The 26,852-nt window shown below is 66.6% G+C and carries 16 protein-coding genes, 2 other RNA genes and 1 pseudogene; 10 read left to right on the top strand and 9 right to left on the bottom strand.

What is annotated here, in order from left to right; translation table 11 throughout:
- The first annotated feature begins 163 nt into the window (after positions 1-163).
- Positions 164-3,523 carry a GH92 family glycosyl hydrolase gene (locus XcodCFBP4690_RS05010; protein ID WP_104539913.1) on the top strand — a complete coding sequence of 1,120 codons (3,360 nt, stop codon included), beginning with the start codon at positions 164-166 and terminating at the stop codon, positions 3,521-3,523.
- A gap of 465 nt (positions 3,524-3,988) precedes the next feature.
- Here the strand turns inward: XcodCFBP4690_RS05010 and XcodCFBP4690_RS05005 are convergent, their stop codons facing one another.
- Together XcodCFBP4690_RS05005 and XcodCFBP4690_RS05000 are read right to left on the bottom strand one after the other, a co-directional pair.
- Positions 3,989-6,298, bottom strand: coding sequence for an NADP-dependent malic enzyme (locus XcodCFBP4690_RS05005; RefSeq protein ID WP_104539912.1), 2,310 nt, complete (start codon positions 6,296-6,298; stop codon positions 3,989-3,991).
- 198 nt (positions 6,299-6,496) lie between these two features.
- Entirely contained in the window at positions 6,497-7,843 is a 1,347-nt protein-coding gene (locus tag XcodCFBP4690_RS05000; protein ID WP_104539911.1) for a dicarboxylate/amino acid:cation symporter, read from the bottom strand.
- 421 nt (positions 7,844-8,264) lie between these two features.
- On the opposite strand from XcodCFBP4690_RS05000, the gene XcodCFBP4690_RS04995 reads away from it, so the two are divergent.
- The gene (locus XcodCFBP4690_RS04995; protein WP_104539910.1) at positions 8,265-9,437 is read left to right on the top strand and encodes an OprO/OprP family phosphate-selective porin; all 1,173 of its coding nucleotides are present in this window, start codon (positions 8,265-8,267) and stop codon (positions 9,435-9,437) included.
- Between the two features lie 117 nt (positions 9,438-9,554).
- Here the strand turns inward: XcodCFBP4690_RS04995 and XcodCFBP4690_RS04990 are convergent.
- Positions 9,555-9,630: non-coding RNA, sX9 sRNA (locus XcodCFBP4690_RS04990), on the bottom strand.
- A 106-nt stretch (positions 9,631-9,736) separates the two neighbouring features.
- Between XcodCFBP4690_RS04990 and XcodCFBP4690_RS04985 the strand changes: the two genes are divergently transcribed.
- The 3 genes and pseudogenes from XcodCFBP4690_RS04985 to XcodCFBP4690_RS04975 all read left to right on the top strand — a co-directional run bounded on the left by XcodCFBP4690_RS04985 (position 9,737) and on the right by XcodCFBP4690_RS04975 (position 14,856).
- Positions 9,737-12,382 carry a hybrid sensor histidine kinase/response regulator gene (locus tag XcodCFBP4690_RS04985; protein ID WP_104539909.1) on the top strand — a complete coding sequence of 882 codons (2,646 nt, stop codon included), beginning with the start codon at positions 9,737-9,739 and terminating at the stop codon, positions 12,380-12,382.
- A gap of 359 nt (positions 12,383-12,741) precedes the next feature.
- Positions 12,742-14,083: pseudogene (gene tcuC, locus XcodCFBP4690_RS04980) on the top strand (tricarballylate/proton symporter TcuC).
- Positions 14,080-14,856, top strand: coding sequence for a substrate-binding domain-containing protein (locus XcodCFBP4690_RS04975; protein ID WP_104539908.1), 777 nt, complete (start codon positions 14,080-14,082; stop codon positions 14,854-14,856). Before tcuC ends, XcodCFBP4690_RS04975 begins: the two are co-directional and overlap by 4 nt.
- Here the strand turns inward: XcodCFBP4690_RS04975 and XcodCFBP4690_RS04970 are convergent.
- The 5 genes from XcodCFBP4690_RS04970 to XcodCFBP4690_RS04950 form a co-directional block, all read right to left on the bottom strand.
- The gene (locus XcodCFBP4690_RS04970) at positions 14,848-15,750 is read right to left on the bottom strand and encodes a LysR family transcriptional regulator (protein WP_104540047.1); all 903 of its coding nucleotides are present in this window, start codon (positions 15,748-15,750) and stop codon (positions 14,848-14,850) included. The two genes, XcodCFBP4690_RS04975 and XcodCFBP4690_RS04970, sit on opposite strands and share 9 nt — an antisense overlap.
- Positions 15,751-15,824: 74 nt before the next feature.
- Entirely contained in the window at positions 15,825-16,463 is a 639-nt protein-coding gene (locus XcodCFBP4690_RS04965) for a response regulator (protein WP_104539907.1), read from the bottom strand.
- Between the two features lie 40 nt (positions 16,464-16,503).
- On the bottom strand, positions 16,504-17,553 hold the full coding sequence (locus tag XcodCFBP4690_RS04960; protein ID WP_104540046.1) for an ABC transporter substrate-binding protein: 1,050 nt from the start codon (positions 17,551-17,553) through the stop codon (positions 16,504-16,506).
- Complete coding sequence (locus XcodCFBP4690_RS04955; protein ID WP_104539906.1) at positions 17,553-18,938, bottom strand: sensor histidine kinase; 1,386 nt, start codon at positions 18,936-18,938, stop codon at positions 17,553-17,555. Before XcodCFBP4690_RS04955 ends, XcodCFBP4690_RS04960 begins: the two co-directional genes overlap by 1 nt.
- Positions 18,931-19,632, bottom strand: a complete 702-nt coding sequence (locus XcodCFBP4690_RS04950; RefSeq protein ID WP_104539905.1) for a response regulator transcription factor — start codon at positions 19,630-19,632, stop codon at positions 18,931-18,933. The genes XcodCFBP4690_RS04955 and XcodCFBP4690_RS04950 overlap by 8 nt, the downstream gene beginning before the upstream one ends.
- 256 nt (positions 19,633-19,888) lie before the next feature.
- On the opposite strand from XcodCFBP4690_RS04950, the gene XcodCFBP4690_RS04945 reads away from it, so the two are divergent.
- The 5 genes from XcodCFBP4690_RS04945 to XcodCFBP4690_RS04925 all read left to right on the top strand — a co-directional run bounded on the left by XcodCFBP4690_RS04945 (position 19,889) and on the right by XcodCFBP4690_RS04925 (position 25,108).
- Positions 19,889-21,082 carry an OprO/OprP family phosphate-selective porin gene (locus tag XcodCFBP4690_RS04945; RefSeq protein WP_104539904.1) on the top strand — a complete coding sequence of 398 codons (1,194 nt, stop codon included), beginning with the start codon at positions 19,889-19,891 and terminating at the stop codon, positions 21,080-21,082.
- 223 nt (positions 21,083-21,305) lie between these two features.
- Positions 21,306-22,634, top strand: coding sequence for a CitMHS family transporter (locus tag XcodCFBP4690_RS04940; RefSeq protein WP_104539903.1), 1,329 nt, complete (start codon positions 21,306-21,308; stop codon positions 22,632-22,634).
- Between the two features lie 317 nt (positions 22,635-22,951).
- Positions 22,952-23,692 (top strand): acetoacetyl-CoA reductase, encoded by a 741-nt coding sequence (phbB, locus tag XcodCFBP4690_RS04935; RefSeq protein WP_064510408.1) that lies wholly within the window; start codon positions 22,952-22,954, stop codon positions 23,690-23,692.
- 189 nt (positions 23,693-23,881) lie between these two features.
- A non-coding RNA gene (locus XcodCFBP4690_RS04930) (sX9 sRNA) lies at positions 23,882-23,957 on the top strand.
- A 119-nt stretch (positions 23,958-24,076) separates the two neighbouring features.
- Complete coding sequence (locus tag XcodCFBP4690_RS04925) at positions 24,077-25,108, top strand: LacI family DNA-binding transcriptional regulator (protein WP_104539902.1); 1,032 nt, start codon at positions 24,077-24,079, stop codon at positions 25,106-25,108.
- Positions 25,109-25,407: 299 nt separating this feature from the next.
- Here XcodCFBP4690_RS04925 and XcodCFBP4690_RS04920 read toward each other — a convergent pair whose 3' ends face one another.
- The gene (locus tag XcodCFBP4690_RS04920) at positions 25,408-26,733 is read right to left on the bottom strand and encodes an MFS transporter (protein WP_104539901.1); all 1,326 of its coding nucleotides are present in this window, start codon (positions 26,731-26,733) and stop codon (positions 25,408-25,410) included.
- Between the last annotated feature and the right edge of the window lie 119 nt (positions 26,734-26,852).

Raw genomic sequence — 26,852 nt, 5'->3', positions numbered from 1 at the left:
CAGCCGGCGCGGATGGCGCTTCCGCACGCCGGTACCGACATCGCAGCGATCATCGCGCCTATCATCGGAGACCTTCACCGCGCTCCCGTCGGCCGCGCGGCACGACGCCGAGACGACCGCACAGGCCAGCCGACGCGCCGCCACTCAAGGAGACCTCCGCCACGTGATCCTGCCCGCCCCGCTGCGCTCGCGCCCCTCGCGGCGTTGGACCTTCATCGCCCTGGCCTGCATCGCGACGGCGCCGGCGGTCGCGGCGCCACCGTTTGCCAGTTCGTTCGAGCCAGGCCAGCCGCTGCCGCTGCCGGCAGCCGCAGGAGCCCTGCAGCTGGAGGTCGGCAACGGCCCGGCCGCGCCGTATGCGGCAAAGCCGAAGGTCGGCTACAGCGGTGCGCGTGCCCTGCGTTATGCAGGCCAGGATGGCGGCGGGCGACGCACGCTGTTCGCACTCGACCAAACGATCGGTGCGGACACCACGTTGTCGTGGCTGGTGTTGCCGGAGAGCGTCGGCGACCAGCACGCAAGTTCCACCCATGTTTCGCTGGACCTGCTGCTGGACGATGGACGGCGCGCCTCCGCCAGCGCAGCGCGCGATCAGCACGGCAGCGCGCTGGGTGCGGATGCGCAGGCCGCATCGAAGACGCTGTACCCGCAGCAATGGGCGCGCAAGCAGGTGCGGTTGGGCGATGTGGCCAGCCTGCGCGGGCGGCGTGTGGTGGCGATCGAGCTGGAGGTCGCTCCACCTGCTGGCACAGCGGGCATGGGTTGGATAGACGATGTGATGCTGGGCGAGCTGCCGCTGGCGGCGCCGGCACGCCCGTCGGACTGGGTGCTGACCACGCGCGGCACGCAATCCAATGGCACGTTTTCGCGCGGCAACAACTTCCCCGCGACGGCAGTGCCGCATGGCTTCAATTTCTGGACGCCGGTGACCGATGCCGGGACGCTGAGCTGGCTGTATCGCTGGAACGAGCAGAACGACGCCGACAACCGGCCGCGCCTGCAGGCCTTGTCGCTCAGCCATCAGCCCAGCCCGTGGATGGGCGACCGGCAGACATTCCAGGTGATGCCCTCGCTCGACGCTGGCGTGCCCGAAGCCGATCGAAACAAGCGCGCGCTGGCGTTCTCGCATGCCAACGAAGTCGCGCGGCCCTATCGTTATGCGGTGCAGCTGGACAACGGCATCCATGCCGAGATCGCGCCCACCGACCATGCGGCGCTGTTCCGTTTCCGCTTTCCCGAGCACGGCGATGCCAATCTGCTGTTCGACAACGTGGATGCGCGTGGCAGCCTGCAGCTGGATGCGCAAACGCAAACCCTGTCCGGTTACACCGATGTGCGCAGCGGTCTGTCGACCGGGGCCACGCGCATGTACGTGTATGCCAGTTTCGACCGGCCATGGACGGCCAGCGGGCGCATCGAGAGCGGGCGACCGACCGGCTGGATCAAGTTCGATCCCGGCAGCGCGCGGCAGGTGCAGATGCGCATCGCGACCTCGCTGATCTCGCTCGAACAGGCCAGGCACAACCTGGCGCTGGAAATCGCGCCCCAGGCCGGTGTCGAACAGGTCGCCGCGCAGGCGCAGGAGGCCTGGGATGCGCTGCTCGGCCGCTTCGAGGTGCCCGATGCGACGCCCGACCAGAAGACCACGCTGTATTCCAATCTGTACCGGCTGTATCTGTATCCCAACTCCGGGCACGAAAACGTGGGCAGCGCGCAGGCGCCGGACTGGCGCTATGCCAGCCAGAACAGCTGGTCGGACGACAACGTCGATGGCAGCGCGGTACGCAGCTTTGCGCCGATCCGCGATGGCCGGGTGTACGTCAACAACGGGCTGTGGGATACCTTCCGCACCGCCTGGCCGGCCTATGCGCTGTTCGCACCCGACGAGGCCGGCACGCTGGTACAGGGCTTCGTGGAGCAGGCGCGCGCCGGTGGCTGGATCGCACGCTGGTCCTCGCCCGGCTACGCCGACCTGATGGTGGGCACCAGCTCGGACGTGGCGTTTGCCGATGCCTGGCTCAAGGGCGTGCGCGGCTTCGACCCGGCCGAGGCCTATGCGGCTGCCTTGAAGAACGCCACGGTGGTGCCGCCGGATCGGCATGTGGGCCGCAAGGGCATGGCGCGTGCGACCTTCCGCGGCTATGCGGACACCGACACCCACGAAGGCATGTCCTGGTCGATGGAAGGTGCGCTCAACGACTTCGGCATCGCCAACATGGCTGAAGCTTTAGCCAAGCAGGCAACCACGGCACACGAGCGTGAGCGCTATGCGACCGAGGCGGTGTACTTGCGTCATCGCGCGGCCGGCTATGCGGCGCTGTTCGATCCGTCGATCGGCTTCTTCCAGGGCCGCACCGCGCAGGGCCGGTGGCGGGTGGATGCCGCGCAGTACGACCCGCGTGTCTGGGGCAACGACTACACCGAATCCAGCGGCTGGACCTTTGCGTTCACCGCACCGCACGATGGCCAGGGCCTGGCCGCGCTCTACGGCGGGCGCGATGCCCTGGCGGCAAAGCTGGACCAGTTCTTCGCCACGCCCGAAACCGGCGAAGCGGCGTTTTCCGGCTCGTATGGCGGCACCATCCACGAAATGACCGAGGCACGCGATGTGCGCATGGGCATGTATGCGCACAGCAATCAGCCGGCGCACCACATCCCATGGATGTATCTGTACGCCGGGCAGCCGTGGAAGACCCAGCGACTGACCCGCGAGATCCTGTCGCGGCTGTACCTGGGCAGCGAGATCGGCCAGGGCTATGCCGGCGACGAAGACAATGGCGAGATGTCGGCATGGTATCTGTTCGCGGCGCTGGGCATTTACCCGTTGCGGATGGGCGCGCCGGAGTACGTGATCGGCTCGCCGTTGTTCCGGCACGCACGCGTGCGCCTACCCGGCGGCGGCACGCTGACCGTCAATGCGCCGCAGAATTCGCCGCAGAACGTGTACGTGCAATCGCTCACGCTCAACGGCAAACCGTGGCGCAAGACCTGGTTGCCGCATGCGGCGATTGCCAATGGCGCCACGCTGGAGTTCGTGATGGGTCCGGCGCCATCGCGCTGGGGCAGCGAGCCGGATGCTGCGCCACCGTCGCTGACGCCGGCCGGGCAGCACCCTGCTCCGTTGCGCGACCTGCTGGGTGCCAACGCACGCGTGACGCAGGCCGATGGTCGCGCGCTGGCCGCCTTGCATGACGACGATGCGGTCAGCGCGAGCGCGGTGTCGCCGGCCACGGTCCTGACGTTGAGCGGTCTCGATCGTGGCGAGGCCACGCTCTACACCGTGACCAGCGGCAACGCCGCGATTGCGTCGGCCGCCTGGACGCTGGAAGCACGCACTGCACAGGGCACGTGGCGCGTCGTCGATGCGCGCGGCCAGGAGCGTTTTCAATGGCCGCTGCAAACGCGCCCGTTCCGGATCGCTACGCCCGGTCCGTATGCGCAGTATCGGCTGCGTTGGACGGCGCCCGCGCGTGCGCAGGTGGCGGAAATCGAGTTGCTGGGTGCCGCGCCGGAGGGGCGTTGAGGCGTAAGGTTCTGAGCGGGATCGCGTTGGGTGACGACGACGCGCGACGCCTGCTGTTTGCGTTGCTCGTCAACGTTTTGGGTGGTTGACGCTGAGTCGCTGCCAAGGGTAGGCCGCACCCTCACCCCAACCCCTCTCCCGTGGGGAGAGGGGCTTTTCGGTCGTTGCTGCAGGCTGAGTGCTGAGCTGCTGCGCGCCTTGCAGCGACAATTTCTCGGCCGTCGCGATGCTAGGGGTAGGCCTTACCCTCACCCCAACCCCTCTCCCGTGGGGAGAGGGGCTTTTCAGTCGTTGCTGCAGGCTGGGTGCTGAGCTGCTGGGCGCATTGCAACACCCTATCGAGCGAGGGACTTCTCGGCCGCTGTCTTGCCGGCCAAGTGCTTACTGCTTCAAATCAAGCAATACTCGGCCAAAATCTTGGACACCTCGCAAGTCTTAGACACCTCGACTCAGTCATTGCCTTTCTCAGTCGTTGCCTTTTTCGCTTGCCGCTTTTTCCGCATCGCGCTGCTTGCGGATCTGCGCATCCACCGCGGCGATCGCGGTCATGTTCATCACCCGGCGCGAGGTGGCGCTGGTGGTGAGGATGTGCACCGGCTTGGAGATGCCCATCAGGATCGGGCCGATCGCCACGCCATCGGTGAACACGCGTACCAGGTTGTAGGCGATGTTGGCCGCTTCCAGGTTCGGCAGCACGAACAGGTTGGCGCGGCCCTTCAAGGTGCTGTTGGGCATGATCTGCTTGCGCAACGCCTCGTCCCAGGCGGTGTCGCCCTGCATCTCGCCGTCGATGTTGAGCTCGGGCTTGCGCTTGAGCAGCGCTTCGCGCACCTGGCGCATCTTCAGCGCATCGCGCGAGTCGTGACTGCCGAAGTTGGAGTGCGACAGCAGCGCGATGTTGGGCTCGATGCCGAACAGCTTCAGGCGGTACGCAGCCTGCAGCGTGGCTTCGACCACCTGCTCCACCGTGGGGTCTTCCTGCACATGCGTGTCCAGGAAGAAGAACACGCCCAGCTGGTTGATCACGCCGGTCATCGCCGAGGTGGAGCTCACCCGCGGCTCCAGCGGAATCACGCTGCGCGCGTAGCCCAGCTTCTTGTGGAAGCGGCCGACCACGCCGGACAGCATCGCATCGGCTTCTCCGCGCGCCACCATCACTGCGGCGATCAGGGTCGGACGCGAGCGCATCAGCTCCTTGGCCGCGGTCACGGTCACGCCGCGGCGCTCGGTGAGCGCGTGGTAGTACTGCCAGTAATCGTTGAAGCGGGGGTCGTCGAGGATGTTGGTGATCTCGAAGTCCACCCCGGCGGTCAGGCGCAGGCCCATGCGCTCGATGCGCGCTTCGATGACGTCCGGGCGGCCGATCAGGATCGGGAAGGCCAGGCCTTCGTCGACCACGTTCTGCACCGCGCGCAGCACCACTTCTTCTTCGCCCTCGGCATACACCACGCGCTGCTTGTCGGCGCGCGCACGGTCGTAGACCGGCTTCATCATCAGGCTGGTGCGGTAGACGAACTGGCCGAGCTTGTCGCGGTAGGCCTCCATGTCGGCGATCGGCCGGGTGGCCACGCCCGAATCCATCGCCGCCTGCGCAACCGCAGAGGACAGCTCGACCAGCAGGCGCGGGTCCAGCGGACGCGGAATCAGGTAGTCCGCACCGAAGCTCGGGGTTTCGCCGCCGTAGGCCGCGCCCAGGTCGGACGCCTCGCGCCGCGCCATCGCCGCGATCGCCTTGACGCAGGCGATCTTCATCTCTTCGTTGATGCCGGTGGCGCCCACGTCCAGCGCGCCGCGGAACAGGTAGGGGAAGCACAGCACGTTGTTGATCTGGTTCGGATAGTCCGACCGACCGGTGCCGATGATGCAATCCGGGCGCACCGCCTTGGCCGCTTCCGGGGTGATTTCCGGGTTGGGGTTGGCCAGCGCGAAGATCACCGGCTGGCGCGCCATGCTGGCGACCATCTCCGGCTTGAGGATGCCGGCGGCCGACAGGCCCAGGAAGATATCCGCGCCCTCGACGATTTCGGCCAGGGTGCGCTTGTCGGTATCGCGTGCGTAGCGCTGCTTGTCCGGGTCCAGGTCGGTGCGGCCGGTGTGGATCACCCCGTCGCGGTCCAGCGCCAGGATGTTCTCCGGCTTCAGGCCCAGCGAGACCAGCATGTTGACGCAGGAAATGCCCGCCGCGCCCATGCCGGTGGTGGCCAGCTTGACCTCTTCGATCTTCTTGCCGGTGACCACCAGCGCGTTGAGCACCGCGGCGCCGACGATGATCGCGGTGCCGTGCTGGTCGTCATGGAACACCGGGATGTTCATGCGCTCGCGCAGCTTGCGTTCGACGATGAAGCACTCAGGCGCCTTGATGTCTTCCAGGTTGATGCCGCCGAAGGTCGGCTCCAGGCTGGCGATGATGTCCACCAGCTTGTCCGGGTCGTTCTCGTTGATCTCGATATCGAACACGTCGATGCCGGCGAACTTCTGGAACAGCACGCCCTTGCCTTCCATCACCGGCTTGGAGGCCAGCGGGCCGATGTTGCCCAGGCCCAGCACCGCGGTGCCGTTGGTGATCACCGCCACCAGGTTGCCGCGCGCGGTGAGCTCGCTGGCCTGGGTGGCGTCCTCGACGATGGCCTCGCAGGCGAACGCCACGCCGGGCGAGTACGCCAGCGACAGATCGCGCTGGGTCAGCATCGGCTTGGTCGCGGTGACCTTGATCTTGCCGGCCGGCTGCTGGCGGTGATAGTCGAGGGCGGCCTGTTTGAAGTCGTCGGTGGACATCGGCTGTGTGGGTCTCGAAGGCGCAGGAGAACTGAATTCTACCCTCCTGCCTGAACAAGGGCCTGTCGCGCAGCTGTCAACGCGGCAGGGAGATTGCATGCTGCAACGCAGCGCACGTGGCGACCCGCTGGCGGGTCAACGCAGAACGGCCCTGCACCCCGCCGGCAACGCCGACGGAGAACAGGGCCGTAGGAAACCTCAGCGTGCGCTGGCCGGAGCGACCACGTCGGTGGCACCCGGCGACGCCTGCAGCGGCGGCGAGCCACCATCCAGCACCAGCTTGAGCTGGTCGCGGTCCAGCGCATTTTCCCAGCGCGACACCACCACCGTGGCCACCGCATTGCCGATGAAGTTGGTCAGCGAGCGGCATTCGCTCATGAAGCGGTCCACGCCCAGGATCAGCGCCATGCCGGCCACCGGCACGTCCGGTACCACCGACAGCGTGGCGGCCAGGGTGATGAAACCGGCACCGGTCACGCCAGCCGCGCCCTTGGAGCTGAGCATCGCCACCGCCAGCAGGGTGATCTGCTGGCCCAGGGTCAGGTCCACGTTGGTGGCCTGGGCGATGAACAGTGCGGCCAGGGTCATGTAGATATTGGTGCCGTCCAGGTTGAACGAATAGCCGGTGGGCACCACCAGGCCCACCACCGACTTCTCGCAGCCGGCCTTCTCCATCTTCTCCATCAGCGATGGCAGCGCCGACTCCGAGGACGAGGTGCCCAGCACCAGCAGCAGTTCGGCCTTGAGGTAGCGGATCAGCTTGAGCACTGAAAAGCCGCAGACACGGCACACCAGGCCCAGGATCACCAGCACAAACAGCAGCGAGGTGATGTAAAACGAACCCACCAGCCAGGCCAGGTTGACCAGCGATTCCACCCCGTACTTGCCGATGGTGAAGGCGATCGCGCCGAACGCACCGATCGGCGCGGCCTTCATCAGGATATGCACCAGGCGGAACACTGGCGCGGTCAGCGCTTCCAGGAAGCTCTGCACCGGGCGGCCACGTTCGCCCACCAGGGCCAGCGCGATACCGAACAACACCGCCACGAACAGCACCTGCAGGATGTTGCCATCGACGAAGGCGCTGATCAGCGTCGCCGGGATGATGTCCATCAAAAAGCCGACCAGGCTCAACTCGTGCGACTTCTGCACGTAGGTGTTGACCGCACTCTGGTCCAACTCGGCCGGGTTGATGTTCATGCCGGCGCCCGGCTGCACCACGTGCGCCACGACCATGCCCACGATCAACGCCAGCGTGGAGAAGAACAGGAAGTAGGTCATCGCCTTGGCGAACACCCGCCCCACCGTCTTGAGGTGGGTCATGCCGGCGATGCCGGTGACGATGGTCAGAAAGATCACCGGGGCGATGATCATCTTCACCAACTTGATGAAGGCGTCGCCCAGCGGCTTGAGGCTTTCGGCAAACGCCGGCTCGAAGTGGCCCAACAGGGCGCCGAGGACGATGGCCACCACCACTTGGAAATACAGCTGGCGGTAGAAGGGCACGGACGCCGGCAACGGGCCGGCAGGCTTGCTGATGTGCATGACGCCACTCCGAGGGAACTGGGGGGGTGCCTGGGCAGGTACCCGGTGCCCGCATTCTGGCCGCACGTCACAGCCCGGGCCGATAACCCATTGGTACTACGGATGCGCCGCGGCGCCGCGGGTGCCTGAAGGGCGCCGCGCGGCACGCGCTGCAACCCCGCGCCAGATAAGGACTTTATGCACGGCCTGCCCCACAGGAGGGGCTCGCGGGGACACCACGGGCATGCGTCCGCAGCACTGTCCGTCGGATGACCCTGGTCTTACACTTCAGCCGCGCCGCCACCGGCCGTTAATTCCGTTTAACGCAGACACCGAAGTTTCTGTGCAGTCGCCGTCCGGAACCTGCGCGCTTGCTGAAGCTGTTCACCGCGATCGCCATGGCAGGACGCCCCGGCCCCTTTCATTGCCGAAGACCACTCCTATGCGCCTCAACCTGCTTGTCCTGGCGTTGGCTCTTGCCATCGTCCCCGCCGCTGCCAATGCAGCCACCTCGATCGAAAACTGGCCCACCAAGTACACCTTCGGTGATGGCACCGAGCTGGGTCTGACCGGCAACTACGCCTACGACGACAACAACTTCTCCGGCGACGACCGCCTGGAAGACCGCACCGATTTCCGCCGCAAGGAATTCGGCGCCACCATCAAGAAGAAGGGCGTCTACGACGCCATGGTGTATTTCGACTTCGAAGCCAAGCTGTGGCTGGACGTGTTCTACCGCTTCGAGACCAAGGCGCTGCTGGGCCAGGATTATGGCCGCGTGCGGATGGGCTACATGAAGGTGCCGGTGGGTCTGGAAGCGGTGCAGAGCTCGCGTGCGGGCAGCTTCATGGAACTGGGCCTGCCGGTGCAGGCGGTGTTCCAGGGCCGTCGGACCGGCGTGGAATGGACCCTGGAGCGCCAGCAGTACCTGCTGCAGGCCGGCGCGTACGGCGGCAAGGATCTGCAGGGCGACAACCCGGGCACCACCCAGGCGGTGCATGCGGCATGGACCCCGTTCAAGGCCGAGGGCGACGTATTGCACCTGGGTATTGCCGGCTCGGTCGAGAATCCGCGCGGTTTCAGCGACGGCCGCGGTGTGTCCTTCAGCCCGCGCGTGCGCCTGCGTGCCCGCCCGGAAGCCGGCCTGACCGACGTGCGCCTGATCGACACCGGCACCATTCTCGATGTGGACCATGTGATCCGCAGCGGCGTGGAAGCAGTATGGATCCACGGCCCGTTCTCGCTGCAGAGCGAAGCGCTGCGTGCCGAAGTGGCGCGTAACGCCGGCCAGCCGCACTTCATCGCCCAGGGCCAGTACGTGTACGGCACCTGGTCGCTGACCGGCGAGTCGCGCAGCTATGCCGGCGGCGTGCCGGGCAACATCAAGCCGGCGCACGACTACGGTGCGGTCGAACTGACCGCCCGCTACAGCCGCCTGAACCTGGAAGACAACAACGTCCACGGCGGCCGTCAGCACGACACCACCATCGGCGCCAACTGGTACCTCACCAGCCACTTCAAGTTCCAGGCCAACTACAGCTGGGTGGATTCCTCGCGCAATGGCGTGCATGAAACCCCGCACGTGATGGAGCTGCGCGCGCAGGTGCAGTTCTAAGCAGCGCCAAGGCGCGCTGCTGCCAGCGCATACGGCAGCAGGTTCCCGGCACGGCCGCATCCTTTCCCGGGTGCGGCCGTTGTCGTTTTGGGCGTTTGTCCAGCGCGCGGCAAGAGCGCCTGGCACCACGTAGCGCGCAGTCGTCAGGCGGGTGTGGACAGCGCGGACGAACCGCAACGGACGCGTGATACATGCCCACCGAGCACCGCCCGCGCCCACGCGGCGGTGAGCGCAGTCGTTTTATCAGCTGCTCGAAGGCGATGGCTGCGCGTACGGGAGCAGATCGCCATACTTGCACCATGTATGCATCGCAACGCCGCCGTCTACTGCTCACCCTGGCCATCGTGCTGGGCGGGATGGTCGTGGCGATGCTGGCGGCCGGGCATTTTGTCGAACAGAGTGCGCTGCGCGACGAAAGCGTCACCGTGCGCCGGCAGTTGCGGCTCTATGCGCAGGCGCTGCAGCAGCGCATCGACCGCTATCGCACCCTGCCGCAGATCCTGGCGCTGGACCCGGAGCTGCGCGCTGCCGTGTCCGGCCCGCTGTCGCCAGCCCAGGTGGATGCGCTCAACCGCAAGCTCGAACGCGCCAACAACGTTACCCAGTCGTCCACGCTGACCCTGATCGACCGCAACGGCATCGCGCTGGCGGCCAGCAACTGGCGTGCGGCGCGCAGCAACGTGGGTGTGGACTACGCATTCCGCCCTTACTACCAGCAGGCACTGGCCACCGGCAGCGGCAGTTTTTATGGCATTGGCATGACCACCAGCGAGCCGGGCTATTTCCTGTCGCAGGCCATCGTGGACGCTGCCGGCCAGGTGCAGGGCGTGGTGGTGATCAAGATCGCGCTGGCCGCGCTGGAGCGCGAATGGCTGCAGACGCCGGACATCGTGCTGGCCTCCGACGCGCACGGGGTGGTGTTCCTGGCCAGCCGCGCCACCTGGCGCTACCGCATGCTGGCCCCGCTCACCCCGCGCGACCGCACCGAATTGCAGAGCACCCGTCAGTATGCCGACCAGGGGCTGCTGCCGCTGCGCCGTCGGCTGATCGAGCAGACCGGCAACGGCGGCGTGCTGACCGAAGTGCGCGACCCGCCCTTGGGCGCACCGGTGCTGTGGCAGACCCTGGAAGTACCGGAAAGCGGCTGGCGCCTGCATTTGCTGCACGACACCCGTGCCAGCGCCGCGGCCGGCCGCGCGGCGGCCATCGCCGCCGCCGGCACCTGGCTGGCGCTGGCCTTGCTGTGGTTGTTCGTACAACAGCGCCGGCGCCTGTCGGCGCTGCGCCAGCGCAGCCGGAACGAGCTGGAGACGCTGCTGCAACAGCATGCCGAAGAACTGCGCACCGCCCAGGACGGCGTGGTGGCCGCCGCGCAGCAGTCCAACGCCGGCCTGAGCCGCAGCCTGGAACACCTGCCGCAGGGCGTGGTGGTGATCGACGAAGCGCTCAACCTGGTGGCATGGAATTCGCGCTACGTGGAGCTGTTCCGGTTTCCGCCGGAACTGCTCAAGATCGGCCGCCCGATCGAGGACCTGTTCCGCTTCAACGCCCGCCGGGGGTTGCTGGGTCCCGGCCCGATCGAAGCGGCGATCGAGCGACGCCTGAATCACCTGCGCAGCGGCAAGCCGCATATGCGCGAGAGCGAGAAGGAAGACGGCACGGTGCTGGAGATCCGCGGCAATCCGCTGCCCGATGGCGGATTCGTCACCAGCTACACCGACATCACCAGCTACAAGAACGCCGCACGCGAACTGCGCTCGCTGGCCGATGCGCTGGAGCATCGCGTGGCCGAGCGCACCCGCGACCTGGCCGCGGCCAAGCGCGAAGCCGAAAGCGCCAATCGCTACAAGACCCGCTTCGTCGCCTCGGCGGTACACGACCTGCTGCAACCGCTCAACGCCGCGCGCATGTTCGTCTCGGTACTGCGCGGCCAGGTGCGCGAGCCCGACAGCGCACGCGTGGTGGACAACATCGACGACGCACTCACCGCGCAGGACGCCATCCTCAACAGCCTGCTCGACATCTCGCGGCTGGAGGCCGGCAGCCTGAAGACGCAGGTGCGCGACTTCGCGCTCGCGCCGCTGCTGGAGACGCTGGCGCGCGAGTTCGGCATCCTGGCCGAAGACCGCGGCCTGAGACTGGACTACGTGCCGACCTCGGCCGTGGTGTCGAGCGACGAAACGCTGTTGCGCCGCATCCTGCAGAACTTTTTGTCCAACGCGATCCGCTACACCCCACGCGGCCGCGTGCTGATCGGCTGTCGTCGGCGCGGCGGCTGGCTGCGTATCGAAGTGCACGACCAGGGCCCGGGCATTCCGGAGGCGCTGCAGCACGAGATCTTCGAAGAATTCCGCCGCCTGGACGACGGGGTGGCCAACGACCGCGGCGCCGGCCTGGGGCTGGCGATCGTCGAACGCATCGGCCGCCTGCTCGGCCATCGCATCGGCCTGCATTCCATTCTCGGCAACGGCAGCGTGTTTTCGGTCAGCGTGCCCTTGCGCGAGCGCGCGGCGCTGGCGCTGCCGGCGCCGCCGGTCACCGCGCCTGCAGAACCCGGCAACGACCCCATCCTGCATGGCTGCCGGGTGTGGTGCGTGGACGACGACACGCGCGTATGCGACGCCACCCGCGCATTGCTGGAGCGCTGGCAATGCCGGGTGGATTTTGCCGGCGGCCCGGACGAGGCACTTGCCCGCGCCACTGCCGACGACGCCCCGGAACTGCTGTTGCTGGACGTGCGCATGGGCGCGCACTACGGCCCCATGCTGCTGCCGCAACTGGTGGAGTGCTGGCAGCACGAGCCACGCATCATCCTGATCACCGCAGAGCCCGACCCGGCCCTGCGCGAACACGCGCAGGAACTGGGATGGGGCTTTCTCTCCAAGCCGGTTCGCCCGCCCGCACTACGGGCGCTGATGACACAGATGCTGCTGCGTCGGGGATAGCCATCCTTCGCCGCAGGCGCGGCATCGCGCCGGGGCACCTCCACGCGCCTCGACGCCGATGAGAAGGCACGGCTGTTCCAGCGCTCCGAACAGGGCGATGGCGCCAAGACCACCCCGCTGGCGCAACGCCGGCTGCCGTCGCTGCGACGCGCCACGCGCGCCTGGCGTCGGGCACACGAGACCCCGCCGCGCGCATGCAGCCCTGCGCATCGCAAGGCATCACCGCGACGCGACGGGGCGCACGGATGGGACGCAGCACGCATGGTTGATGCCGCGCCTGCATCAGTCGATGAGAAAGCAGCAATTATCAACATCGGCCATCTCCACCAGAATCGATCGTCATGGGTTTTCGAGCGCAGCTGCGCACCTATCGTGGAGGGCGATATGCAGACTTCAACCGCTGGAACAAAGACACAGTCCAAACTGGGCATGGTGCTGAGGGTGACCTCTGGCAACTTCCTGGAGCAGTTCGACTTCTTCCTGTTCGGGTTCTACGCCACACAGATCGCCGCAGCGTTCTTCCCGGCGAGCAACGAATTCGCATCGCTGATGATGACCTTCGCCGTGTTCGGCGCCGGCTTCCTGATGCGTCCACTCGGCGCGGTGATCCTGGGTGCGTACATCGACAATATCGGGCGCCGCAAGGGCCTGATCGTGACCCTGTCGATCATGGCCAGCGGCACCATCCTGATCGTGATGGTGCCGGGCTACGCCAGCATCGGGCTGTGGGCGCCAGCCCTGGTATTGCTCGGTCGCCTGCTGCAAGGCTTCTCGGCGGGCGCGGAAATGGGCGGCGTCTCGGTCTATCTGGCCGAGATGGCGACGCCGGGACGTCGCGGCTTCTATGCGAGCTGGCAATCGGCCAGCCAGCAGGTCGCCATCGTCGCCGCTGCCGCCATCGGCTATGCGCTCAATCAGATGCTCGCGCCCCAGCAGATGACGCAATGGGGATGGCGCATTCCGTTCGCCATCGGTTGCCTGATCATTCCCTTCATCTTCCTGCTGCGACGCAGCCTGCAGGAAACCGAGGAGTTCCAGCGCCGCAAGAAGCACGCCACGATGCAGACCGTGATGCGTGGGCTGGCAAGCAATGCCAGCACCGTCATCGCCGGCGTGCTGATGGTCGCACTGACCACCAGCGCGTTCTATCTGATCACGGTGTATGCCCCGACATTCGGCAAGACCGTGTTGAAGCTCGATGCCGGCGATGCCTTGATCGTGACCTTGCTGGTGGGCCTGTCCAACTTCTTCTGGCTTCCGATCGGCGGGGCGCTGAGCGACCGCTTCGGCCGCAAACCCCTGCTGGTCGCCATGTCGCTGCTCGGCGTGCTGACCGCGTATCCGGTGCTGTCGTTCCTGGCCGGCGCACCAAGCTTCGCGCATATGCTACAGGCACTGCTGTGGCTGTCCTTCGTCTACGGCATCTACAACGGCGCGCTGATTCCCGCACTCACCGAGATCATGCCGACCCACGTGCGCGTGGCGGGGTTCTCGCTGGCCTATAGCCTGGCAACCGCCGTGTTCGGCGGCTTTACCCCGGTCATCTCCACCTGGCTGATCCATCAGACCGGCGACAGGGCCGCACCCGCCTACTGGTTGAGTTTCTCCTCGACCTGCGCGCTGCTGGCCACGCTGTTCCTCTATCGTCGGCATGCTGCCGCCAAGGAACGGATGACCATCGTCCCAGCGGGTGCGAAATGATGAAGTCACTATGGAAACGCCTGACCGTCCTGGTCGCCTGCGCGGTTCTTTGCGCGACGGCGACCGCACATGAGCTGACGGTGATGACCTCCGGAGGTTTTTCCGCCGCCTTCGAGCGCCTGGCTCCGCAGTACAGCGAGCAGGCCGGCGTGGAGATCCAGACGGTGCATGGGCCGTCGATGGGCAAGACCCCGCAATCCATTCCCAGCCGGCTGGAGCGCGGAGAGCACGCCGATGTGGTGATCATGGTCGGAAGCGCATTGCAGAAACTCATCGATGCCGGGCAGGTGGATCCCGCATCGCGGGTCGAGCTGGCCGATTCGCGGATCGGCATGGTGGTGCGCAGTGGTGCGCCGAAGCCGAACATCGACACGGTTGCGCAGTTCAAGGATGCGTTGCTGCAGGCCAGGTCGGTGGCCTATTCCGATAGCGCCAGCGGCGTCTACATCGAAAACCAGTTGTTCAAGACGCTCGGCATCGAGCAGGCGATGCGCGCCAAGAGCACCAAGATCGAACGGATTCCGGTCGGGTCGGTGGTGGCCGACGGTCGTTATCAGCTCGGCTTCCAGCAGGTCGCCGAACTGCTTCCGGTACGCAATGTGGAGTTCGTCGGCAGGATCCCGGAGGCCCTGCAGTCGATCACGCGCTACGCCGCCGGGGTGCCGGTCACCTCGGAACATCCGGAGGCGGCAAAACGGCTGTTGCAGTATCTGCAGTCGGAACAGGCGCAGGCAGTGGCGCGCCAGACAGGCCTCGATCCGGTCTCACACTGAACGCTGCGGCATCCGGCGCACCAGCTCGGCCAGCTCGAGCGCCGCGGGCGTCAGCGTGCGCCCGCGGCGCTTGAGAATCCCGACATTGCGCACGACGTCGGGCTCGACCAGCGCAACCGTCGCCAGCAACGGATGCGGCGCGGGCGGCATCGCGATCGAAGGAACCGCCGCGATGCCCACACCCGCCTCGACCAGCCCGATCAGGGTGGTGACGTGGCGCGTTTCGCAGATGCTGGGCCGGTCGGGCGAGAACGCCGACAAGGCGCGGTCGAGCACCAGACGGTTTCCCGAGCTCTTGTCGAGCGTGATGTAGTCGTACCCGTAGGCTTCCTTCCAGGTGACCTGCGCGCGCCTGGCCAGGAGATGGTCGTGGCGGCAGGCAATCACGTAGCGCTCCTGCAACAGCGGCTCGAACTCCACGTCCGGTGCCAGATTGCCACTGAAACTGACGCCGAAGTCCGCTTCCCCGGACGCTACCGCCGCGCTGACATGGCTGGCACTGGCGTCGAACAATCTGATCCGGATCTTCGGGAACAGCTGGTGCAGGCCATGGATCGCCTGCGGCATGAAGTAATACGCGGCCGACGGCACGCAGGCCACGGTCACCGTCCCCATCCGGCTGGATCCGACGTCGGCGACGCTCATCAAGGCCACGTCCAGATCGTCGAGCATGCGTTCGACCTGCGGCATGAACGCCTGGCCGACCGTGGTGAGCGTCACCTTGCGCGTCGTGCGTTCGAACAGCTTGACGTTCAGGGCCGACTCGAGCTTGTCGATCCTGCGGCTGAGCGCCGGCTGCGTGATCCGGATCTGTTCGGCCGCGCGACGAAAGCTGCCATTCTCCGCAACGGCCCGAAATGCCTGTAGATCGTTGAGATCGAACTTGATGCTCACGTTGCCGGGTCCACGATGGCCCTTGGCGCTGGCGCGTGGCTGCACGTCCAGCACAGTGCGTCGACCGCTCCCACTTACAACTCCCCTTCCGGCTCCAATGCCTTGACCAGCACCGCAGCCTGCGTGCGGCTGTAGCAATCGAGCTTTTTCAGGATAGCGGTGACGTGCACCTTGACGGTGTTTTCGGCCAGCCCCAGCTCATGGGCAATCTGCTTGTTGAGCAGGCCGTCGGCCAGGCTCAGCAGCACGCGGAACTGCTGCGGGGTGAGCTGGGCGAGCTTGGCGGCCAATTGCGCGTCGGCTTCGGACCGTTCGGCGGTCATCGGCGGGAACCAGGTACCGCCGTCCAGCACGCTGGCCACGGCGGTGCCGATCGTCTCGGCCGGCGTGGACTTGGGAATGAAGCCGGCCGCACCGAACTGCTGCGCGCGCCGGATCACCCGCGGGTGATCGTTGGAGGAGATCACCACCACCGGGATGTCCGGATGCTCGCCACGCACATGCAGCAGCGCCGAGAAGCCGCGCGCGCCCGGCATGGCCAGATCCAACAGCACCAGTTCGGCATGCGGATGCGAGCGCAGCATCGCGCTCAGCGTGGCAGCGCTGGAGGCTTCCACGACCTGCGCCTGCGGCAGGGTCTGCTGCAGCACATGGATCACCGCAGCACGGAACAAGGGGTGGTCGTCGGCGACGAGAATGGTGAGATCGGCCATGCGCCAAGTCTGGCACACGGGCGCGAACGATGCCGTTGCCCTAACGCGGCGGCTGCGTGCTCGCGCGCCAGGCATCCAGGAACTGGCGGCGCTTGAGTTTGTCCAGGTAGACCAGCAGGCCGGGGCCGAGCGGGATCGGCCGGAACGGCGGCTGCGCCGAACCGCCGCGCCCACCGGCCGCCGGCAGGATCGGCATCAGCCGCGCTTCGCGCGACAGCACCTGCTGGCCGCGCGGCGACAGCAGGTAGTCCAGGAACCTGCGCGCCTCCGGCGCATGTGGTGCCGTCTTGGGAATCACCGCGGTGCGCAGCGCCACCAGCGTGTAGTCCTGCGGCTGCACGATCCCCAGCGGCGCGCCGGCATCGATGCGGGTCTGTGCGTAGGACCCGAGCACGTTGTAGGCCAGCAACAACTCGCCGCGGCTGACGCGATCGAGCAAGGTGCCGGTGCGCTCTTCCAGCCTGACCTGGTTGGCCCCCAGCGCGGCCAACAGCGCGCCGGCAATGCTGCCCACCTGGCCGTCCTGGGTGGCGAACAGGTAGCCCACGCCACTGCGCTCCACATCGTAGGTGCCCACCTTGCCGCGCAATGGCGCATCCGCTGCGCGCAGCAGTGCCAGCAACTGGCGCCGCGTGCGCGGCACCCGCGCGGGATCGAGCTTGCGCGTGTTGTAGACGATGGCCACCGGCTCGTAGCTGATACCGAATACCTCGTGCCGCCATTGCGCCCAGGCCGGCAACGCCTCGGTCTGCGCCGAGCGGTGCGCCAGTGCGTGGCCATCGTTCACCAGCTTGGTTTGCAGGTCCATGCTGGCGCTGATCAGCATGTCCGCCTGGATCGCGTTTCCGCCCGGGTGCAGGTAGTGATCGTAGATGTCCCAGGCGATCACGTCCTCGTACACCACTTCGGTGCCGGGATGCAGGCGCTGGTAGTCCTGGATCACTGCCGCGAATACCTCCAGGTCGGTGGAGCCCTGCACGCGCAGCTGCGCCTGCGCCACACCGCGTGCGGGAAACCGCCGCACCTCGCCCGGCGCCGCAGAGGCAACACCGTGCAGCAGCAACAACACCAATAGCCATGCCGTGCGCATCATGCTGGTCCTCCAGGAAAATACAGCGAGGCGATCAGGCCGCCGCCGATCCGGTTGGCCAGGTCGATGCGCCCGCCATGCGCCTGCACCACGCGCTTGACGATGGCCAGCCCCAGTCCGGCGCCACCGGCAGGTGCATCCGGCCCGCGTACGAATCGCTCGAACACGCGCTCGGCTTCGGCGGCCGGGATGCCGGGGCCATGGTCGGCGATGGTCAGCACGTGCTGTTGGCCGTCACTGGTCAGTGCCACCTGCAGCGGCGCGCCACCGCCGTACTTGCAGGCGTTGTCGATCAGGTTCTTGAGCGCTTCGCGCAGCAGTAGCGCATCGCCGCGCAGCAGCGCCGGTTGCGGGTCGATGGCCAGTTGCACGCGTGGTGCGCCCTCGCTGCGCGGCAAGGCCTCGTGCAGCGCCTGGTGCAGTACCTCGGCCAGATCCACGGTGGCGAAGCGCTGCAGGTTGGCGCGATGGATCACGCTGGCATCGCTGAGCAACTGGTTGAGCAGGCGGCTCATGTGGCTGGCGTTGCGCTCGATCGCGGCCAGGCTGCGTTGCATCTCGCGCGGGTCGTCGTCGTCCATGGCCAGCTGCGCCTGCGCACGCAAGGCGGCCAGCGGCGTGCGCATCTGGTGCGCGGCTTCGGCCATGAACGCACGCAGGGTCTCGTTGCTGGAGGACAGCCGCGCCATGAAGCGATTGAGTGCTGTCACCATCAGCTGCATTTCCTGCGGCGCCGGCACGCTCAGGGGCTTGAGGTCGGAGGGCTCGCGCCGCGACAGATCGCGCTCGATCCGTTGCAACGGCCGCAACGCGCGGTACACGCCCAGCCACACCAGGCCCAGCGCCAGCAGCGACAACACCCCGATCGCGATCAAGGCGTTGAGCACCACATCGCGCGCCACCGCATCGCGCGCGCGCCGGGTCTGGCCCACCTGCACGCGCACCTCGCCCTGTTCGGAGGCGGAGGCCACCCGGTGCATCACCACCACAAAGCGTACCGGCTCGCCGCTGTACTGCGCATCGAACAGCACCGGCCGCTCATCGCTGGGCGGCTGCGCTGGCAAGGGCAAGCTGTCCTCGCCGGTGATGGTGCGGCCCTGCGCATCGAAGACGCGGTAGAACACGCGGTCTTCCGGCGCCATGCCGAGCAGGTCCAGCGAGGCATAGGGCAGATCCACCTGCCAGTCGCCGCCGACCAGGGCGACGCTGTCGATGATGGACAGCGCCGAGGACACCAGCAGGTGATCGTAGGACCGATTGGCCGCGCGCTCGCCGTAGTCGCGCGCGGCAAAGAACAGCACCACCGCGCCCAGCAGCGACAGGCTGCCCAGGTACAGCAGCAGGGTGCGCCGGATCGATGGCGCCACCATCGGCGGCTCAGCCATCGACGCCTGGCTCCGCTGGTGCATGCGGGTCGGCTTCTTCCAGCTTGTAGCCGGCGCCGCGCACGGTGACGATGCGCAACGGCGCACCGGTGAGCTTGCGCCGCAACCGGCCCACGTACAGTTCGATCGCGTTCGGCCCGGCATCGTCGTCGAACCCGAACAGGCCGTTGCCGATCTCGTCCTTGCCCACCACCTGGCCCAGCCGCCCGATCAGGATTTCCAGCAGTCGGTATTCGCGGTTGGGCAGTTCGATCGGCGCGCCATCGAGGGTTACCGTATGCGCGGCATTGTCGAACACGAATCCGCCGATCTGCACCACCTCGCTGGCCTGGCCGCGATTGCGCCGCAGCAGCACGCGGCAGCGCGCTTCGAACTCGCGGAAATCGAACGGCTTGCCCAGATAGTCGTCGGCGCCGACATCCAGTGCCTGCACGCGGTCTTCGATGCCGTCGCGCGCGGTCAGCATCAGTACCGGCGTGGTGTCGCCACGCTCGCGCATCCCGGCCAGCACGCGCAGCCCGTCGAGTTTGGGCAGTCCGATATCCAGCACCACCAGGTCGAAGCTCTGATACCGCAGCACGCTCGCCGCCGCCAAGCCATCGGCCTGCCAATCCACCGCATGCCCGCTACGACGCATCCGCCGCACGATGGCATCGGCGAGGTCGGCATTGTCTTCTACCAGGAGCAGGCGCATGCGGCAGGGATTCGTGAATAGGGATTGGGGATTGGTAACAGCGTTTGGCCGCGGCGGGAAGGTAACAGGCCGTGCACACAAAAGCTTGCCGCAATTGCGATTGTGCTCTTGCCAATCCCCAATCCCGACTCCGCAATCCCCGCCCCTCCACGACAGGTCCATGACAGCTTCGCCGGACTAGGCTGCTGCCACCGCGCCGCGGCGGTTTGTGCGGTGCATCGCTGAACGTGATTCACACATGTACCTGGGAGGGTCTGTGAGCAACGACACCTTGCGTCTGCGTGCCTTCACTGCCTGCGCTGCGCTCTGCCTGGCACCGGCGGCATATGCGGCCGATGACGAAGGCCCGGTCACCGCCGAAGTGGGCGGGCGTATCCACTGGGATTTCACCGTGTTCGATAACGACGAACGCGGCACGCCCGAGCGTAACGACACCCAGTTCCGCCGTGCCTGGCTGGATGTGGCCGGCAAGTTCTACGGTTTCAACTACAAGGCCGAAGCCGAGTTCGCAGGCCTGCAGTACGAACCCGGCAGCCGCGGCATCCTGGCGCGCGACGTCTATGTCGCCAAGAAATTCGCAGCCGGCACGCTGACCGTGGGGCAATTCAAGCAGTACTTCTCGCTGGACGACCGCACCGGCTCCAACTACGGCCCGTTCCTGGAACGCGGCTATGCGGCCACCACGCTGGCGCCGATCTACCGCAAGGCGATCTCCTGGCAGGCCAATCGCCCGGATGCGACCTGGTCCACGGCGCTCTACAGCCTGGAAAGCATCGACAACTCGGCCACCAAGGGTGGCGCATTGGGCACGCGCCTGACCTTCGCGCCGGAGATGGGCCAGGCGCGTCTGCGCCATCTGGGCATCTCCCTGGCGCACGAGCGCTATTCGCATCCCGGCAGCGCCGGCAACGCGCCACTGCTGATTCGCCCGCGCCCGGAAAACGACCTGGCCAACAACAACCGCATCACCCTGGCGCGGTTTGCCGATGGCCGCGATACCGACTTCGATAAATGGTCGCTGGAATATGCCGAAGTGCTGGGCCCGTGGTCGTGGCAGAGCGAATTCAGCGGTGGCCTGCTCGACGATGGCAGCCAGCATGCCACGGTGCTGGCCAGCTATGCCCTGGTCAGCTGGTTCGTCACCGGCGAATCGCGCGGCTACGACCGCAAGACCGGCCGCTTCAGCCGCATCGCCACGCCCAATCATCGGCGTGGTGCGTTCGAACTGGCCTTGCGCTACGACTACATGCGCGGCAACCAGCACCTGGATGGCCAGCCCGACTTCATCGATGCCAGCACGCAATCGTGGACGCTGGGCGGCAACTGGTATTTCAAGCCGAACCTGCGCGTGATGCTCAACATCATCGACAGTCGCAATCGGGACCGCACCATGGATGCGGTGGTGGACCACACGCTGGCGGTGACCGGCCGCTTCCAGTACGACTTCTGATGCATTGCATCGTCCCGCCAGTGGTCGACGCAGCTGCTGGGTATTGCATGACCCTGCGACCGTGGCGCCACCTCCGCAACGCGGCGATCGGTCTTCACCACGCAGACGCACGCGCAAGGCCCAGCGCACCCGCGTATCCGCATCGCCACCGCCATCGCCGCGTTCCCTGCGCAGCGCTGTGTTCCAGCCTCCCCCTGCTATACGCCCCAAAGGATTCGCCCGCATGCTGACCGCGCTCGGTTTCGGAATGGTGATCACCTTCATGTACCTGATCATGAGCAAGCGGCTCTCGCCGCTGGTGGCTCTGATCACGGTACCGATCGTGTTCGCACTGCTGGGCGGCTTCGGCACCGGCATCAACGAGATGATGCTCGACGGCATCAAGAAGATCGCGCCCACCGGCGTGATGCTGATGTTCGCCATCCTCTACTTCGGGGTGATGATCGATGCCGGCCTGTTCGACCCGCTGGTCGGGCGCATCCTGCGCCTGGTCAAGGGCGATCCGCTGAAGATCGTGATGGGCACGGCGATCCTGGCGATGCTGATCTCGCTCGACGGCGACGGCTCCACCACCTACATGATCACCGTCTCGGCGATGCTGCCGCTGTATCAGCGGCTGGGCATGAACGCACTCAACCTCACCTGCGTGACCATCCTGGCCAGCGGGGTGATGAACCTGACCCCATGGGGCGGCCCCACTGCGCGTGCGGCTACCGCCCTGCATGTGGATCCGGCCCACGTGTTCGTGCCGCTGGTGCCGGCCATGCTGCTGGCGATTGCCGGCATCATCGCGCTGGCGTGGTATCTGGGCATGCGCGAGCGCCGCCGCCTGGGCGTGGTGCGCCTGCCGGCCGACGGCAACTGGCTGGACACCAGCCTGCCCGACGACAACGACGCCCTGCCGCGCGTGGAAGACACCGACGACATCAAGCGCCCCAAGCTGCTCGGGGTGAATCTGGCGCTGACCCTGGCGCTGATGGGCGCGCTGGTGGTGGGTGTGCTGCCAATGCCGGTGTTGTTCATGATCGGCTTCGCGTTGGCGCTGATGATCAACTACCCCAATCTGGCCGAACAGCGCCGCCGCCTGGTCAACCATGCCGGCAACGTGCTGGCGGTGGTCTCGCTGATCTTCGCTGCCGGCATCTTTACCGGGATCCTGTCCAACACCGGCATGGTCGAAGCGATGTCGCGCAGTTTTCTGGCAGTGATTCCCGACAGCTGGGGTCCGTACCTGGCGGTGATCACCGCCATCGTCAGCATGCCGTTTACGTTCTTCATGTCCAACGACGCGTTCTACTTCGGCGTGCTGCCCATCCTGTCCGAAGCCGCCGGCCACTACGGCATCACCCCGGTGGAAATGGCGCGCGCCTCGCTGGCCGGCCAGCCGGTGCATCTGCTCAGCCCCCTGGTGCCCTCGACCTACCTGCTGGTGGGCCTGGCCAAGGTCGACTTCGCCGACCACCAACGCTTCACGCTGAAGTGGGCGGTGCTGATCTCGATGCTGATGTTGGCGGGCGGGTTGGTGTTTGGTCTGTTTCCGTTGGCGCGCTAGCGCACGCCGGGATTCGGCATTCGGGATTGGGGATTCGCCAAAGCCAGAGCGAACCAATGCCCGCTGTTACGAATCCCGTCATCCCCAATCCCGAATCCCAACTCCGAAGGAGTGACACCAATGACTCTCCGCATCGCATACGTCACCAGCAGCATGGGCAGTGTGGAATTGGTATTTGGTCAGTTTTCGTCAACGCGCTGACTCCCGCCGGGATTCGGCAGTCGGGATTGGGGATTCGCAAGAGCCAATGCCGCTGCCCGCTGTTACGAATCCCGTCATCCCCAATCCCGAATCCCAAACTCCGAAGGAGTTACGAAATGACTCTCCGCATCGCATACGTCACCAGCGGCATGGGCAGTGTCGGTACCGCGATCTGCCAGAAACTGGCGCGCAGCGGGCATACCGTGGTCGCCGGCTGCGGCCCCAATTCGCCGCGCAAGTCGGCCTGGCTGCGCGAGCAGCGTGAGCAGGGCTTCGATTTCGTCGCCTCCGAAGGCAATGCCGCCGACTGGGACTCCACCGTGGCCGCGTTCGCCAAGGTCAAGGCCGAAGTCGGCGAGATCGATGTGCTGGTCAACAACGCCGGCGGCAGCCGCGACACCTTGTTCCGGCAGATGAGCCGCGACGACTGGAACGCGGTGATCGCCAGCAACCTGCATTCGCTGTTCAACATCACCAAGCAGGTGGTCGACGGCATGACCTCGCGCGGCTGGGGGCGCATCGTCAACATCGGTTCGGTCAGCGCCCACAAGGGCCAGATCGGGCAGATCAATTTCGCCACCGCCAAGGCGGCCATGCACGGCTTCAGCCGCGCACTGGCGCAGGAGGTCGCCTCGCGCGGGGTCACCGTCAACACCATTTCGCCCGGCTATATCGCCAGCGCCTCGATCAGCAGCTTTCCACCGGACGTGCTCGACCGCCTGGCCACCTCGGTGCCGGTGCGCCGCCTGGGCAAGCCCTCGGAAGTGGCCGGCCTGTGCGCCTGGCTGGCCTCCGACGATGCCGCGTACGTCACCGGTGCCGACTATGCGGTCAACGGCGGCCTCTACATGGGTTGAGCGGGCGTACGATTGGCTGCGCTCGCGCGTTACGCGCAACACGCGCCCCGCGCACGGCTGCATGCCTCGCTGCCCGCCCGCCCTGCACGCCCGGCGCTGTATCTGCGGGAGCGCCAATCAGACTAAGAAAGCAGCTAGCAAAACGACTGCGCTCACCGCCAGGCGGGCGCGGTCGGTGCCCGGTGCGGCGTGTACCGTTCGTACACTGCGGTTCCTCCGCGCCGTGCGCACCCACCTGACGAGCGCTCGCTACGTTTTGTCAGCCGCTCTAGGAGATCCGTGCGCGTGTGCGCCCTGCCCGCGCGCGCAAGCGGCCGCCACCGCGCGAACGACCCGCCACTAATGCGAACTGATTACACTCTGGCTTTTCCGCAGTGCGCTGCCATGGCCAAACCTTCAGAACGCACCCCGCCCAATGCTCGCCCGCAGATGGCCGACATCGCCCGCATGGCAGGTGTGTCCGAGTCCACCGTGTCGCGCGCATTGGCCGGCAGTCCGGTGGTGGCCGAGCGTACCCGCGCCTACATCAAGCAGATTGCCGCCGATGCCGGCTACCAGGTCGACCCGGTCGCGCGCAGCCTGCGCGCCAAACGCTCCAACACGGTGAGCGTGGCGGTGCCGATGATGCATGCGCTGGATCAACCGCTGTCGGACCCGTTCCTGATGACCATGCTGGCGCTGCTGGCCGAAGAACTCACCGGCCGCGGCTACAGCATGCTGCTGTCCAAGCTGGACCGGCATCAGGATGGCTGGGTGGAGCAGCTGGCCCGCGGCAGCCGCTCCGATGGGGTGATCGTGCTGGGGCAAAGTTCCGAACACGCCGCGCTGGACAAAGCCGCACGCGAGGGCCTGCCGATGGCGGTGTGGGGCAGCCGCATCGAAGGGCAGTCGTACATCAGCGTGGGCAGCGACAATTTCCAAGGCGGCGCGCTGGCTACCGAGCACCTGATCGCCAGCGGCCGCCAGCGCATCGCCTTCCTCGGCGATGACCAGCTACCGGAGGTGGCGCCGCGCTTTGCCGGCTATCGCCACGCGCTGGAACGGCACGGGCTGGAGTTCGACACCAGGCTGCATGCGCGCAGCCATTTCGTCAGCGAGGATGCCTACCGCCTCACTCGCGCCATGCTCAAGAAGACCGACCCGCCGGATGGCCTGTTTGCCGCTTCCGATGTGATTGCCGTGGGCGCCATCCGCGCCCTGGTCGAAGCCGGCCACCGCGTGCCGCAGGACATCTCGCTGGTGGGGTTCGACGATATCCCGCTGGCCGCCTACAGCCAGCCACCGCTGACCACGGTGCGGCAGGATCTCCACCTGGCCGCGCGCCTGCTGGTGGACAGGCTGTTGGCGCTGATCGCGGGCGACACCGTGGAATCGGTTGAAATGCCCGTAAAACTGGTGGTGCGCGAGTCTGCGTGAGGCGGGGATTCGGGATTCGGGATTCGGGATTCGGGATTCGGGATTCGGGATTCGGGATTCGGGATGTGGGATGTGGGATGTGGGATGTGGGATTCGGGATGTGGGATTCGGGATTGGGATCGCGGATTCGGAGACACCAGCCGGCAGCCCGCGTCCTTCTCCCGCCTGCGGGAGAAGGTGCCCGAAGGGCGGATGAGGGGGCGGGCGGCCAGTCGGTCCACCGTACTCGGCAACCCAGGCACCCCGGCAGGCATGCGCGTCTGGCATCTTCGGCAGCCGGCGATGTCAGCCAGGTATTGCTACGAATCTGCCAAAATCACTTTCGACTTGTGGACGCGCACGCACAGCATCGCCACTGCCGCGGCCAGCATCAGCGCACCAGCCAGTTGGATCACGTTGCGTGGGTCCCCGTGCAATAGCCGGTCGTAATACAGCGGCAGGGTGACGATCTGGATCAGCATCGGCAGCACGATAAACAGGTTGAACAGCCCCATGTACACGCCGGTGCGCTCGGGCGGAATGCTGTCGGCGAGCATCAGGTAGGGATTGCCCATCATGCTGGCCCAGGCCAGGCCAATGCCGATCATCGGCAGCAACAGCAGCCAGCGGTTCTCGATACCCGGCAACACCCACATGCCGACGCCGGCCGCCAGCAGGCACGCGGCATGGGTGTACTTGGGGCCGAAGCGCCGCACCACCGGCACCATCGCAAAGGCCGCCAGGAACGCAACGAAATTGTAGAAGCCGCCGATCTGCCCGTTGACCAGGCCCGCCTCGCGGAAGCCGTGCGAGGTGGCGTCGGTAGTGCCGAACAAGCTCGTCGACAGCGACAGCACGATGTATTGCCAGTAGCAGAAGATCGCATACCACTGGAACAGCATCACCGGCGCCAGCTGGCGCATGGTCGGCGGCATGTCGCGCAATGCACTGCCGATCTCGCGCACCACCGCGCCCAGGCCGGCACCGCGTTGGCGCATGCGCGCGATCTCGGCCGGCGGGATGACCGGTTCGCGCACGCTGCGCGCGGTGAGCAGGATGGAGGCGGCCGAGAATCCAGCGCCGATCACGAACGCGGCGATGGTGACGTAGGGAATATGGTGCGCATTGGCCGCGTCCTGGTTCATGCCCATCCACACCAGCAGCGGCGGGGTGAGATACGCCAGCGTCTGCGCCAGGCCGGTAAACGCGCTCTGGGTGAGATAGCCCAATGGCCGCTGCGGCGGCGCCAGCACATCGCTGACCAACGCGCGGTACGGCTCCATCGCCACGTTGTTGGCCGCATCCAGCACCCATAGCAGGCACACCGCCATCCACAGCGCGGTACTGAACGGCATCGCCAGCAGGCACAGGCTGCACACCAGTGCGCCCAGCACCATGTACGGCATGCGCCGGCCCCAGCGCGTCACCGAGCGGTCGCTCCAGGCACCCACGAACGGCTGCAGCACCAGCCCGGTGATCGGTCCGGCCAGCCACAGGTACGGCAGGCTGGCATGGTCGGCGCCCAGATAGTTGTAGATCGGGCTCATATTGCTTTGCTGCAGCCCGAAGCTGTATTGCACGCCGAAGAAACCGGCATTGAGCGCCAGGATGCGCGCGAAGGAAAACGGAGACGCGGTCGACGACATGCAGTGCCCTGGGCATCGGTGCGGCACCCAATGGCCGCAGCGCACTTTACCTTGCCGTCTCTGCAATCGATTGTAACGCTGCGCTGCAGCAGATTTCCCATCTCCATTTGCGCCTTAAA

Origin of the sequence: Xanthomonas codiaei (assembly GCF_002939785.1) — a bacterium.
Taxonomy (GTDB): domain Bacteria; phylum Pseudomonadota; class Gammaproteobacteria; order Xanthomonadales; family Xanthomonadaceae; genus Xanthomonas; species Xanthomonas codiaei.
Note: the sequence above shows the minus strand (reverse complement) of the source record. Positions and strands in the feature narration are given on the sequence as shown.